Origin of the sequence: Microbacterium sp. NPDC089188 (genome assembly GCF_040685155.1) — a bacterium.
GTDB classification, from domain to species: Bacteria; Actinomycetota; Actinomycetes; order Actinomycetales; family Microbacteriaceae; genus Microbacterium; species Microbacterium galbum.
Window position 1 is genome coordinate 961483 of the sequence record NZ_JBFBHH010000001.1, and the last position, 12805, is coordinate 974287.

Genomic DNA, 12805 nt, shown 5'->3' on the forward strand with positions numbered 1-12805 from the left:
TTGTGCGGCGGCTCGTTTTCTCTCGATCCCGTCACCGATTCCGGCGAAGGAACGACACTCGGGCCCGCGCTCGAGGAACCGCCTCGCGCTCAGCGGGCGGTCGAGCGACCGAGGACGAGCTGCGCGGGCTCGACGTGGCGGCCCGGGGCGTATTCGGTGCCGCCGATGACGTCGGCGAGGTAGTTCGCGGCACGGTCGCCGAGAGCGCTCAGGCGCAGATCGATCGTGGTGAGACTGTCGTCGTCCTGGCCGGTGGAGCCGGCGAGGTTGTCCATTCCGGTGATCGCGACGTCGTGGGGGACGCGGATGCCGGCCTCGGCCAGCACCCCGGCGACGGCGGTGGCGATCGTGTCGTTGCCGCAGCACACGCCGTCGAAGGCGACGCCCGAGGCGATGAGGCGCTGGGCGGCCGCGCGGCCCCACGCCTGCGACCAGTCGCCGCGCAGCACGAGGGCGGGGTCGAGCGCGAGTCCCGCCTCGCTCAGCGCGTCGGAGAGCCCCGTCGAGCGGTCGCGTGCGGAGCGGTCGTGGTCGGCGGCCGAGACGTGGGCGATGCGACGGCATCCGATCGAGACGAGGTGCTCGCCGGCGAGGCGACCGGCCCCGTAGCCGTCGTGGAGGAACGACGCGTCCTCGGCGTCGTCGGAGTGGCCGTAGGCGTAGACCACGGGCACCGTGAAGCCGGCGCTGATGGAGTGGATGTCGGAGCTCGAGCCGTCACCGATCACGAGCAGGCCGTCGATGCTGCGGGCGCGGAGCTTGCGGGCCGTCGCCGCGAACAGGGCGCGGTCCAGATGGGCGTCGGAGACGAGCACGGAGAGGTCGCGAGCGCCGAAGGCGGTGGTGGCGCCGGTGAGCACCGGCATCGTGAAGGCACCGGGGGCGTTCACGGTCAGCACCGCGACGGTGGCGCTGCGCCCCTGCGCGAGGAACTGCCCCAGGGCGTTGGGCTGGTAGTCCAGGCGCTTCGCGACGGCCAGGATGCGTTCGCGCGTGGTCTCGGAGACCTTGCCCTGTCCGCGGAGCACCTTCGACGCCGTGGGAACCGACACTCCTGCCAGAGCCGCCACGTCGCGGAGGGAGATCGCGTCTTTCGCCATTGCGGATCGATCTTAGGCCGTCGCGGCGCCGATGCCGCGGACGTGCAGGGTCACCGTCGAGCGCACCGTCGCCCCGGGGGCGACCTCGATCGAGCCGAGGGCGTCGCCCGGCTGGGCGTACGGGTCGGACGAGGGCTCGAGTCCCACGGCATCCACCTGCGCCCACCACGGGAAACCGGTCGATCCGCGGCGCTCACGCCAGACGAACAGGCGGGGGAAGAGCCGCGCGTCCCAGCTCAGCTCGAGCGCGAGCTCACGACCCTCGACGGTGAGCGAGCCCGCGGCCCCCGAGACGTCGTCGAAGCCCGCCGACGGCGCCGGGGCGACCGCGAGGCCGCCGCCGCCGGTCGAGACCACGGCGTCATCGAACAGATCGCCCGCGAAGGCCGGGTGCTCCGCCCACCCGATGCGGGCGGTCTCGGACGAGTGGTTGTGCACGGCGGTGTCGACGCGCAGTCCGCTCTCGACGAGCGAGACGACGCGGTCGACCTCGAGGGGGACCGTGCGCAGGTGCACGCGGGCGCGACACGAGGCGCCCTCCTGCGACAGCGTCCACGTGCGCCAGGCCGCCTCGCCGTGGAACGGCTGCGTCGGCGCGACGCCGGCGGGGGCGTCACCCGCGCGCGGGAGCAGGACGTGCCACCCGCCCGGGTAACGGCGGTGCCACTCGCCGCTGGAGTCGGGGAGCGAGAACGCGTCGCGCGCCTCGTCCGCCCAGGGGGTGGTCGCGAGGATCTCCCGGCCGGTCGGCACATGGGTCAGGCGGGCGATGCGCGCCCCCTCGGCGTCGACCTCGACGAGCAGGTCGTCCGATCGCAGCGCGACGCGCGCCGGCCCGGCGCTCACGCGGCGACCTCGGCGAGGCGGTCGCGGGAGGGGAAGCCGGTGTGGTCGCCCGGGTCGGCGACGACGCGGGCGGCGCACCACGCGGCACGGCGCAGGGCTCCGTCGACGGGGAGCCCCTCGAGGACCGCGGTGATCCACCCGGCGGCGAACGCATCGCCCGCGCCGACCGGGTGGTGCGGCGGGGGGATCTCCACGGCGGGCGAGCGTCGCACGCCCGCGGCGTCGCCCGCGACGGCTCCGTGGCGGCCGAGCTTGACCACCACCGTGCGCGGTCCGCGGGCCAGGAGGGTCGCGACGGCCTCCTCCGCATCGTCGAGGCCCGTGAGCACCCGCGCCTCGTCTTCATTGCACAGCAGGGTGTCCACGTGCTCGATCACGTCGTCGACGGCGTCACGCAGCCCGGCGTCGTCGATGAGCTGCGGCCGATGGTTCGTGTCGAGCGAGACCGGGATGCCGCGACCCGCCGCCTCGTGCACCACGCGTTCGAAGAGCGCACGCGGCCCCTCGCCGAGGGAGGCCGTGATGCAGGAGACGTGCACCAGGTCGACGTCCGCGAGATCGTCGGCCGTGAAGTCGGCGGCGGTGAGTCCGGAGGCCGCCGAGCCGACGCGGTAGTGCTCGCTGCGCACCAGGTCGTCGCTCAGGCGCTGCTTGACGATGAGACCGGTCTTCTCCCCGGGCGCCGCGCGCACGAAGCGGTCGTCGATCCCCTCGGCCGCGAGCGTCGCGCGCACGAGGCCGGCGAAGGCGTCGTCGCCGAGGCGCGACATCCACGACGAACGGTGGCCGAGACGAGCCACGCCCACGGCGGTGTTCAGCTCGGCTCCGGCGACGGCGACCATCGACGGCTCCCCGCCGGCATCGACGAAGAAGGTCGCGAGCGCCTCGCCGAGGGTGAACACGTTCGCCATCAGCGGCCGATCGGTGCGAGTCCGCGGATGACGTAGAGGGCGTCGCCGGGGAACTCCGGCTGCGCGAGCCGCACGCCGCCGTCGACGAGACTCCAGCGCGCGGCGTCCGGGCGGCGCGCGGCGAGGTCGTACACGCTCACCTCGAGATCCGCGTCGGCGCGCCCGCGCAGGGTCAGGGCGAACGCCTCGGGCGCGTACACCGCGACGACGCCGTCGGGCGTGCGGCCCGCGACGGCGCCGGAGGGTTCGTCGACCAGCAGATCGTCGTCGCCGTCGAGGCCCCACAGCCGCTCGGCATCCACGATGCGCCGCACGAGGGCGACGTCGTCGGCGCCGGGGAAGGCCGCGGCCACCGCGAACGGGAAGGGATCGCCGTGCACGTCGGCCGCGGCGAAGCCCTCGCCCCGCCGGTGCCACGACCACACGCCGTGCGCGCCGTAGCCGAGGCCGGCCGCGGCGCCCGCGACGACACCCGTCCAGCTCGCCCGGCGGACGTCGGCGGCGGAGTGCCGTGCGCGCCCGGCGAAGCGCCCGAGCCCCTCGTAGCAGGGCTCGAGGTTGATGATCGGGCGGTCGACGTCCATCGCGCGGTAGTACCGGGTCAGCTCGGCGGGGAGGGTGTCCCAGGCCTCGTTGTGACCGGACTGCAGGCCGTGGAAGTCGAGCAGTCCGCCGTCGGCGAGGGATGCCGGCATCCGGGCCGTGGGAGTGTCGTGCCAGGTGATCAGCTGGTCGGGCGCGAGTTTGCGCACCTGCGCCGCGACCGCGCTGTAGCGCGCGAGAGCGGTGTCGTCGTTGAGGTCGTCGTCGCCCGAGACGATCCAGATCGGGTCGAAGCGCGCGAAGCGGGCGACGGCGTCGGCCACGTACGACGCCGTCTGCTCGGCATCCATCACGTGATCCGGGGTGAGACCGGCCCCCCACGTGCCGGGCACGAAGTTGTTCCACAGCAGCACGAGCATCGGCGTGAAGCCGTGCGCGCGGGCGGCGGCGAGCACGCGCTCGGCGTCGTCCCAGTAGGCGGGGTCGCCGGCGGCGAAGTCGAGCCGCCCGTCGCGGATCGCGTAGGGCGAGAGCGTGCCGCTGGAGCGATCGTGCTCGATCGGCAGGATGCTGAACAGCAGCGCGTTGAAGCCCTGACGACGCCGGCGCTCGAGGTGATCGAACCACTCGTCGGGGCGGGCGCCGCCGAAGGCGGCCCAGACGGTGTCGGCCAGGAGGAAGGCGGGCTCGCCGTCGCGGAGCAGCCAGCGCCGCGAGGGCGCGAGGGACCAGGTCATGCGGGATCTCTCTTCGGAGGGGGCGGAAGGGTCAGGGGGCGATCAACGCGCCGTCGGGCGCGCGCACCTTCGCGGCCCACGCGTCGTGGCCGGACAGCCCTGCGGGGAAGCGGGCGGCGGCCTTCTCGTCGACCTCGATGCCCCACCCGGGGGCGTCGTTGGGGGTCAGCCAGCCGTCGACGATGTCGATCATGCCGGGGAACACCTCGTGGGCCGCCTCGTTGTAGACGTGCCCCTCTTGGATGCCGAAGGCGGGCGAGGTGACGTCGAGGGCGACGGCGGCGGCGACCGCGAACGGCGAGGCGTCGCCGGGGGAGTGCCAGGCGGTGCGCACGCCCTCGATGTCGGCGAGGACCGCGAGGCGCCGGGCCGCGCTCACCCCGCCGACGTCGGAGAGGTGCGCGCGCAGGTAGTCGACCTGGTGCTCGCGCACGAGCCGGGCGGCATCGGTGAACGAGGTCGCCAGTTCGCCGACCGCGATCGGCACGGGTGACGCCTGACGCACCTCGCCGAGACGGTGCCAGTGCTCGGGGGCGAGCACGTCCTCGACGAAGAAGGGGCGGTAGGGCTCGAGACTGCGCGTCAGCGTGATGGCCTGGCTCGGGCTCAAGCGCGAGTGCACGTCGTGCAGCAGTTCGACACCGTCGCCGAGCTCTTCGCGCACGTGCGCGAAGAGGCGCGGCGTGGCGACGAGGTAGTCCTCGACCCGCCACCCCGCGGCGTGCTTCGCCCAGGCGAACTCGCCGACGAGCGGGGGCGCCCCGTAGTGGCCCGCGCCCTGCTGGCCGGACTGGATGCGCACGTGACGCTGTCCGGCCGCCATGAGCTCCCGGACGTGGTCGGTGGTCGCCGCGGCATCCGCGCCCTCGGCGTGCAGGTACGTGTCGGCGGCGGCGCGGACCCGCCCACCGAACAATTCGTACACCGGCATCCCGGCTCTCTTGCCGGCGATGTCCCACAGCGCCATGTCGAGCCCCGACAGCGCGTTGTTGCCGACCGGTCCCTCGCGCCAGTACCCGGTGAAGCGCACGAGGCGCGTGAGGTCGTCGATGTCGCCGGGGTAGCGGCCGACGACGAGCGGGCGCACGTGCTCGAGGAACGCCACGACCGCCTTCCAGCGCTGCGTGAACGTCGCACAGCCGTAGCCGTAGAGGCCCGGCTGGTCGGTGTCGACGCGCACCACGACGAGCGGGATCCCCTCGGGGGCGGTGACGATCGCGCGGAGGTCGGTGATGCGGACGTCCTCGCGCGGCAACCAGGGCTGTGGGAAGGCCGTGTCGGTCTCGGCGAGGGTCATCGTTCGCTCCTGATCAGGGACGCCCGTTCGGTGGCGGTGCCGTCGTGGATGGATTCGCTCGGCGCGAAGCCCAGCAGGTCGCGGGCCGCGCTCGTGTCGACGAGGGCGGCGCGCCCGACGACCGGGTGCGCGAGGACGGTGCCGGGGGCGTATCGCGCCACCAGCTCGGCCGAGTCGATCGGCAGCAGGGTGTCGGCGGCACTGAGGGGGATCACGGGCGCGCCGACGACGTCGGCTTCGAGCGCGCGCTGCACCGCGCGGGTGGCGTCGTGCATCGTGAGGTACGCCCAGCCCTCGCGGGCGAGCCGACCCGGGTCGGCCTCGAACTCGAGGGCGACGTCGCGCAGCACGTCGGGCCACTTCACCAGGGGGAAGCGCAGCGCGACGACGTCGAGACCGTAGCGGCGGTGGGCGTAGGCCGCGGTGCGCTCGTCGACGAGCTTGGACAGCGAGTACGCATCGGCGATGTCGGGCGGCGTGTGCGCGTCGAGCGGGAAGGCCGGGGGGAAGGCGCCGTGGGGGTTGTTCGGGTATCCGATGGCATTGATGCTGCTGGCGATCACGGCCCGACGCACCCCTCGCTCGCCGGCGCGGGTGAGCACGGTGAAGGTCGCGGCGGTGTTGACGCGGAACACGTCGATGGGGGTGCCGAGGGTGGGGTGCGGGATCGCGGCGAAGTGGGCGACGGCGTCGACGTCGTCCATCGCGCGCTCGACCACGTCGGGCGAGGTCGCGTCCCCCTCGACGAGGCGGTCGGCCGGGTGGTGCGACGAGAACGACAGCGACAGGGCGGTGACGGAGTGACCGGCGGCGACGAGGCTCTCGCTGACGGCGCGGCCGATCTCTCCGTCGGCCCCCGTGACGAGGATGCGGCTCATCCCTTCACCCCGCCCGCCATGCTCGCGCCCCGCAGGAACTGGCGCTGGAAGACGAGGAACAGCGCCACCGGGATGACGAGCGAGAGGAACAGCGCGGCCATCTGCACGCTGAGCTCGGTCTGATCGGCCAGGCGCGGCAGCGCCACCGAGACCGGCTGGTTGTCGGGGGTGGGCAGCACCAGCAGCGGCCACAGGTAGTCCTTCCACGACGCCACCACGGTCAGCAGGCCGACGACGCCGAGGATCGGTCGCGCCAGGGGCAGGACGATGCTCCACAGGATGCGAAGCGGGCCGGCGCCGTCGATGCGCGCCGCCTCGTACAGGTCGGCGGGGATCGCCTCGAGGAAGCGCGAGATGATCAGCACGTTGAAGGCCGTCGCGCCCGCGGGGAGCCAGACCGCCCACCACGTGTCGATGAGCGAGATGCCGAGGACCGGCAGTTCGCGCACCGTGAGGTACAGCGGCACGAGCGAGACGATGCCCGGGATGAAGAGGGTGGCGAGGATCGCGCCGGAGAGCACCTTGCCCCAACGCGGGCGCAGCACCGTGATGACGAAGGCGGCGGTCGTCGAGACGAGCAGCGTGGTCACGACCGAGCCGGCCGCGAGGATCGCGGTGTTGGTGAGGTAGTGACCGATGCGGCCGCGTTCCCACGCGATGCCGAGGTTCTCCCACTGCACGACGCCGCTGGAGAAGAAGGAGAACGGGCCGCGGATGAGGTCCTGCGTCGGCGAGACCGCCGCGAGGGCGAGCCAGACGATCGGCCCGAGGCCGGCGATGATCAGCGCCGCGAGCACGAGGACGTGACCGACGCCGAGGCTGATCCGCACGGAGGGGCGCGAGCGGTCGGCATCCGAGATGTTGGTGCGGGTGAGGGGCTCGGGGGCGGCGGCGGGGCGGCGGCGACCGAGGGAGAGCAGGCTCATGAGCGGCTCCAGCTGCGCGTGAGGCGGAAGTAGGCCAGGGAGAACAGGCCGAGGACGAGGGCGAGGAGCACGCTGAGCGCGGTCGCCGCCCCGTAGTCGACGCGGGTGAAGGCGTAGTCGTAGATCGTCATGAGCAGCGTCTTCGTCGCTCCCTGCGGACCCCCGCCGGTGAACAGGAACGGCTCGGTGAAGACCTGCATCGTGCCGATGATCTGCAGCAGCAGCATCGTGCCGATGATCCCGCGCATCTGCGGGAGGGCGACGTGCCAGACGCGGCGCCAGATCCCGGCGCCGTCGAGCTCGGCGGCCTCGTACAGCTCGCCGGGGATGCTCGTCAGCGCCGCGATGTAGATGATGACCGCGGTTCCGGCTCCCGCCCAGGTGGTCTCCAGGACGATCGAGGGCATGGCGCTCGCGGGGGAGTTGAGCCAGGGCAGGGGACCGATGCCGATCCACCCGAGGACGGTGTTGAACAGGCCATCCGCGTCGGGGGCGTAGAAGAACTTCCACAGGAGGATCGCCACGACCGGCGGCACCATGACGGGCAGGTAGGCGAGGGCGCTGAAGTACCAGGCGCGCGAGCGCATCTCGGAGATGAACACCGCGAGGGCGAGCGGCACCGGGAAGCCGAAGACGATGGCGAGCACCGTGTACAGCACCGTGTTGCCCGCGGCCTGCGGCAGACCCGGATCGCTCAGGACGTAGACGAAGTTGTCGAGACCGACGAAGTCGCTCTGCCCGGTCAACACGACGCGCTGCACGCTCATCACGAGCGAGCTGAGGATGGGTCCCCACGAGAAGTAGGCGTAGACGAGGATCGCCGGGGCGGCGATGAGCAGCGCGGTCAGGCCGGGGCGCCAGGGGCGTCGCCGGCGGGCGGTGCGCGCGGGAGTGGCGGTGGTTCGCGCGGCGGTGCGCGGACGCTCGTCGAGATCGGTCATGGACGTCTCCGGGGGAGGGAGGGGCGGGCCGCGCGGCGACCCGCCCCGGGTGGGGTGATCAGCGGCTGAGGCGCGACTGCACGTCGGTCTGAGCGGTGCTGAGCAGGGAGGGGATGTCGGCGTTCTGATCGGTCAGGACCGTCTGGACGACCGTGTCGAGGGCGCCGTACACCTCTTGCGCGTTGTTGACCGGCTCGGCGACGACGGGGATGGATGCCGACGCGTCGAGGTACGGGGTGAAGTTCGCGCTCGGGACGTTGATGTAGTCCGCGATCCAGTCGAAGTACGTGGAGTACTGGTCGCTGTTGACGACGGGAAGCCCCGGGAGGCCCGTGACGGAGCCGGCCTCGTTCGACGCCTTCGCATCGTCGACGGCGGTGGTCTCGTCGAGGTAGCGCTGCAGGTAGAAGAACTTCACCCACTTGACCGCAGCGGCCTGCTGCTCGGCGCTCGCCTTCGGGTCGACGATCTGCACCGTGCCGCCGCCGAGGGTCCCCTCGTCGGCCTTGGCCTGCGGCATCCCGCCGATGCCGAAGCTGTCCGCGGGCAGCTTCAGGTTCTGCACGATGTTGTAGTACGAGTCGCTCGCGCCGATGATCATCCCGATCTTGCCGGCGGCGAAGTCCTGGCCCTGGGTGGGGATGTCGTAGAGGGTGTTCTCAGGCATGGTGCCGTCCTTCCACCGCATGTCGCTGATCAGCTGCAGCGCCTGCGTGGAGGGCTTGTCGTCGAAGGTGGCCTGCGAGCCGTCCTCGTTCTCGACGGTGCCGCCGAACGAGTAGGTCATGCCCGAGAACTGCCACCCGCCGGTGTTCGCGGTGGTGAGGACGGAGAAGCCGGCGGCGCCCGTGGCGTCGTGGATCTTCTTCGCGGCGGCGCGCACCTCGTCCCAGGTGGCGGGCGGGGAATCGGGGTCGAGACCGGCCTTGGTGAACAGCTCGCGGTTGTAGACGAGGCCGAAGGAGTAGGCGTTGGTGGGAATGGCGTAGGCGCGCCCCTCGCTGTTCTCGGCGAGCTTGAGCACCGTGGGGTTGAGGCTGTCGAGGAGGCCCTCGTCCTTCAGGACGTCGGTGAGGTCGGCGGCCTGGCCCCGCTTGATGAGACCGGCGGGTTCGGTCAGCGGCACACTCATGACGGTGGGCAGGCTGCCACCGGCCGAGAGTGCCTGGAAGGTCGACGCGTCGTAGCTCGTCTCGACCGGCTCGAGAGTGATGTCGGGGTTGGCCTGCTGGAAGGCTTCGACACGCTTGTCGAAGTAGGCGCGGTCTTCGGGTCGGTCGGCGCTGGGCCGGTCGCCGATCTGAATCGAGACCTTGCCGTCGGTGGTCCCCGTGGAGGGGGAGCTGCAGCCGGCGAGGGCTGCGACCGACAGGCCGCCGAGTGCGATCACGGCGGCGACGGAACGGACACGTTTCGTCATTGAAACTCCTTGGCGAAGAGCGGAAGCAAGAGGGAAATCGCTTGCCCTGAGATGTCTAGCACCTCATGGGCTGAGCGTCAAAGTGTGATTCGCTTCGGTGCGCCGTCGCGCATTCCGGTGTTGACAGATCGATCAGCCTCTCCCACACTGCTGGAGGGCAAACGCTTGCCTAGATTCCGAATCCGCTCGACGAGGAGAATTCGTGTCCGCCACTGCTGGAAACCGTCCCCCGCGCGTTCGCGGCGGCCTCATCGGGACGGGGTTGCTGTGCGCAGCGCTCCTGGTCCCGGCATCCCCCGCCCTCGCCGCCGCTCCGAGCGTCGCGCTCACACCGCTGGTCACCGGCAACCTCTTCCGCCAGGGGGAGATCCCGCGGATCGCCTATGCCACCGACGCCGCCCGGGTGGCGTGGACGGTCACCGACCAGACCGGCGCGGTCGTCGCCGACGGCGCCGAGGATGCCGACGGCACGCTCGAGCTGCCGGCATCCGGCCTCGGCTGGTACGCGCTCGCCGTCTCGGTCGACGACGACGCCGCGCGGGCCGAGACGAGCTTCGCCGTGCTGCCCGATCGCGATGCCGCCGACTCGGCGACCGCACGTTTCGGAGCGGCGACGCATTACGGGCAGTCGTGGAGCGTCGACTCCCTGCCCACGCTGGCCACGGGCGGCTTCGCCCAGCTGCGCGACGAGGTGTACTGGAGCGAGGTCGAGACGCAGAAGGGCGTGTACGACTGGGACCGCCCGCGCGCGGAGTTCCTCGACGCGGCGCGGGAGGCCGGCGTCCGTCCGCTCCTTCTCGCCGGCTACGGCAACCCGCTCTACGACGGGGGCGACGGGCCCACGAGCGACGAAGCCGTCTCCGCCTACGCGGCCTACGCCGCCGCCATGGCGACCGAGTTCGGCGACCAGGCCACGGGGATCGAGCTGTGGAACGAGTGGGACCTGGGGCTCGGGGGCAACACCCGCACCTCGCCCGAAGACTACGTGAACCTTCTCGCCGCGGCCTCCCCGGCCGTCAAGGCGGCGGCGCCCGACCTGCCCGTCATTGGGCCGGCGGTGGCGAACCTCAACACCGATTGGCTCGAGCAGACGTTCCGCCTCGGGGCGCTGCAGTACGTCGACGGGATCGTGCTGCACCCCTACAGCTACCCGGTCTCGGCCGACGCCCTCGACGACACCCTCACGCGCATCGACGCGCTCGTGCGGCAATACAACGGCGGGGTGAGCAAGCCGCTGTGGATCACCGAGCACGGCTGGCCCACCGGCACCAACGCCCGCGCCGTCTCGGAGCGCGAACAGGCGTCCGACATCGCCCGTTCCGCCGTGATCGCCGCGGCGCACGACGCCGCGCGCTACTACGTGTACGACCTCGTCTCCGACGGCGTCGACCCGGCCGAGACCGAGCAGAACTTCGGTCTGCTGCGCGCCGCCGACGACACGCGCGGGGCCTACACGCCGAAGCCCGCTTTCGCGTCGTACTCCCTCGCCGCCGCGCAGCTCGAGGGAGCGACCTCCGCCGGTCGCGACGATGCCGTCGCGGGGGTGCGGCAATACCTCTTCGACACGGCGGAGGGCCCGCTGCGCGTGCTCTGGGCGGATACCGCGCAGACCCTGCGGCTGAGCGGCACCGGCGCCGTGACGGTGACCGACGCCTACGGCCGAGCCGACACCCTGGATGCCGACGGCGGCGACGTCGTCGTCACGGTCGACGACGACCCGCTCTACGTGCGCGGCGACGTGACCGGCGCCGCAGCATCGGAGACGTCGGTCTCGTTGGACGCCGGTGTGGTGGGAGCGGAGGTGACCGGTCGCTGGAGCGTCGCGGGCCGCTCGGACGGCGCGGCGACCACGTGGCGTCTGAACCTTCCGGACGGGCGTGCGTTCACACAGAGCACCGACGGCACCGCACCCGCGACCACCGCCATCTCCGCGCCCGCACCCACGTCGACGGGATCGTACGAGACCGTGGCGCGGCTGTTCGACGGCGACCGCGCCGCCGGCCTGCTGCGGGCGCGCACGACGATCGAGGAGCCGGTCGCCCTGACCGGAACGCAGGCGATCTCGGCGGACGGCACGGACGTGCTCCGGCTGAGCCTGAGCAACGCCTCGGCATCCGACCTTCCCCTCCAGTCCCTGACGTACACCCTGGGCGGAACGGATGCCGCGGCCGACGTGCCCGCCGTCCTGCCCGCGAGCGACGCCGTGACCGTCGACGTCCCCCTCGGCGAGCTCGACGCGCGCACGACGTTCTCCGCGGAGGCGATCGTCGACGGCGCCGCGGTACGGGTCGAGGGCGCCGTGGCGCCCCTCGACGTCGCCGCTGCCTATGGTGCGGCCCGCCACCGCGTCTCGGTCGACGGCACGCTCGACGACCTGACCGGCCTCACACCGGCGACGTTCACCCCGGAGGGGACGGACACTCCGCCCGCCGTCGACGACCAGTCGGCGCGCGCGTGGCTCACCTGGGACGACGACGCGTTGTACATCTCGGCCGAGGTCGTCGACGACGTGCACGACCAGCCGGCGACGGGCGCGAACATCTGGCAGGGCGACTCCGTGCAGTTCACCGTCGCCGGTGGCGCGCCGGGGGCGGCGAGCGTGTGGCACGAGTTCGGCATGGCGCTCACCTCGGAGGGGCCGCAGCTGTACCGCTGGCTCTCGGTCGGTCAGGGTGCGGGCGTCGTGCCCGGCACCGAGGTCGCGATCTCCCGCGATGAGGACACCCACCGCACCGTGTACGAGGTGTCGGTGCCCTGGACGGCGCTCGCCGGAGTCGATCGCGACGCCGCGCTGCTGTCGAGCGCGATCATCGTGAACGAGGCCGACGGCCAGGGCCGTGACGGCTACCTGGCCTGGGGCGGAGGCATCGCCGCCGAGAAGGACTCGGCGCAGTTCCACGCCGTGCGTCTGCTCCCCGCGGTCGAGCCGGAGCCGGGCACCCCGACCGATCCGGGGACTCCGACCGACCCGGGCACCCCGGCGCAGCCGGGTGGCGGCCGGGGGTCGGCGGACCCCGCGCCCGATGCCGGGGGTGCCACCGGCTCGGGGGCGCTCGCGAGCACGGGGACTCCCGCGGTGCTCGGCATCCTGTTCCCCGCCCTCGGCGCGCTCCTCCTCGGCGCGGGAGCGCTGATCGTCCGCCGGCGACTCGCCCGGCGCTGACCCCTCTCGCGATGCCGCCGTCGTGTCCGGCGGCGGCATCGCG

Annotated in this window: 10 protein-coding genes; 1 reads left to right on the forward strand and 9 read right to left on the reverse strand. The window is 72.6% G+C overall.

Annotation, left to right across the window (positions count from 1 at the left end):
- Nucleotides 1–89: 89 nt before the first annotated feature.
- The 9 genes from AB0N80_RS04425 to AB0N80_RS04465 are packed head-to-tail and all read right to left on the reverse strand — an operon-like array spanning nucleotide 90 to nucleotide 9599.
- Nucleotides 90–1100 carry a LacI family DNA-binding transcriptional regulator gene (locus tag AB0N80_RS04425; protein WP_315993735.1) on the reverse strand — a complete coding sequence of 337 codons (1011 nt, stop codon included), beginning with the start codon at nucleotides 1098–1100 and terminating at the stop codon, nucleotides 90–92.
- Between the two features lie 12 nt (nucleotides 1101–1112).
- Nucleotides 1113–1946 (reverse strand): hypothetical protein, encoded by an 834-nt coding sequence (locus tag AB0N80_RS04430; protein WP_363577778.1) that lies wholly within the window; start codon nucleotides 1944–1946, stop codon nucleotides 1113–1115.
- The gene (locus AB0N80_RS04435; protein ID WP_363577780.1) at nucleotides 1943–2857 is read right to left on the reverse strand and encodes a sugar kinase; all 915 of its coding nucleotides are present in this window, start codon (nucleotides 2855–2857) and stop codon (nucleotides 1943–1945) included. The genes AB0N80_RS04430 and AB0N80_RS04435 overlap by 4 nt, the downstream gene beginning before the upstream one ends.
- On the reverse strand, nucleotides 2857–4137 hold the full coding sequence (locus tag AB0N80_RS04440; protein WP_363577782.1) for a DUF4038 domain-containing protein: 1281 nt from the start codon (nucleotides 4135–4137) through the stop codon (nucleotides 2857–2859). Before AB0N80_RS04440 ends, AB0N80_RS04435 begins: the two co-directional genes overlap by 1 nt.
- A 31-nt stretch (nucleotides 4138–4168) precedes the next feature.
- Nucleotides 4169–5434: an enolase C-terminal domain-like protein gene (locus AB0N80_RS04445; RefSeq protein WP_363577784.1), complete on the reverse strand. Its 1266-nt coding sequence runs from the start codon at nucleotides 5432–5434 to the stop codon at nucleotides 4169–4171.
- Nucleotides 5431–6312 (reverse strand): NAD(P)-dependent oxidoreductase, encoded by an 882-nt coding sequence (locus AB0N80_RS04450; RefSeq protein ID WP_363577786.1) that lies wholly within the window; start codon nucleotides 6310–6312, stop codon nucleotides 5431–5433. The genes AB0N80_RS04445 and AB0N80_RS04450 overlap by 4 nt, the downstream gene beginning before the upstream one ends.
- Entirely contained in the window at nucleotides 6309–7238 is a 930-nt protein-coding gene (locus AB0N80_RS04455) for a carbohydrate ABC transporter permease (protein ID WP_315993729.1), read from the reverse strand. Before AB0N80_RS04455 ends, AB0N80_RS04450 begins: the two co-directional genes overlap by 4 nt.
- On the reverse strand, nucleotides 7235–8179 hold the full coding sequence (locus AB0N80_RS04460) for a sugar ABC transporter permease (RefSeq protein WP_363577788.1): 945 nt from the start codon (nucleotides 8177–8179) through the stop codon (nucleotides 7235–7237). The genes AB0N80_RS04455 and AB0N80_RS04460 overlap by 4 nt, the downstream gene beginning before the upstream one ends.
- Before the next feature lie 58 nt (nucleotides 8180–8237).
- A complete protein-coding gene (locus AB0N80_RS04465; protein ID WP_363577790.1) occupies nucleotides 8238–9599 on the reverse strand; it encodes an extracellular solute-binding protein in 1362 nt (453 codons plus the stop codon).
- Nucleotides 9600–9801: 202 nt separating this feature from the next.
- Here AB0N80_RS04465 and AB0N80_RS04470 point away from each other — a divergent pair, with 202 nt between their 5' ends.
- Complete coding sequence (locus tag AB0N80_RS04470; RefSeq protein ID WP_363577792.1) at nucleotides 9802–12762, forward strand: sugar-binding protein; 2961 nt, start codon at nucleotides 9802–9804, stop codon at nucleotides 12760–12762.
- Nucleotides 12763–12805 lie beyond the last annotated feature (43 nt).

Bases quoted from the DNA above. Each gene is read 5' to 3' on its own strand.
- AB0N80_RS04455 (WP_315993729.1), bottom strand. From the start codon at position 7,238: ATGAGCCTGCTCTCCCTCGGTCGCCGCCGCCCCGCCGCCGCCCCCGAG.
- AB0N80_RS04460 (WP_363577788.1), bottom strand. From the start codon at position 8,179: ATGACCGATCTCGACGAGCGTCCGCGCACCGCCGCGCGAACCACCGCC.
- AB0N80_RS04445 (WP_363577784.1), bottom strand. From the start codon at position 5,434: ATGACCCTCGCCGAGACCGACACGGCCTTCCCACAGCCCTGGTTGCCG.
- AB0N80_RS04465 (WP_363577790.1), bottom strand. From the start codon at position 9,599: ATGACGAAACGTGTCCGTTCCGTCGCCGCCGTGATCGCACTCGGCGGC.
- AB0N80_RS04425 (WP_315993735.1), bottom strand. From the start codon at position 1,100: ATGGCGAAAGACGCGATCTCCCTCCGCGACGTGGCGGCTCTGGCAGGA.
- AB0N80_RS04435 (WP_363577780.1), bottom strand. From the start codon at position 2,857: ATGGCGAACGTGTTCACCCTCGGCGAGGCGCTCGCGACCTTCTTCGTC.
- AB0N80_RS04440 (WP_363577782.1), bottom strand. From the start codon at position 4,137: ATGACCTGGTCCCTCGCGCCCTCGCGGCGCTGGCTGCTCCGCGACGGC.
- AB0N80_RS04450 (WP_363577786.1), bottom strand. From the start codon at position 6,312: ATGAGCCGCATCCTCGTCACGGGGGCCGACGGAGAGATCGGCCGCGCC.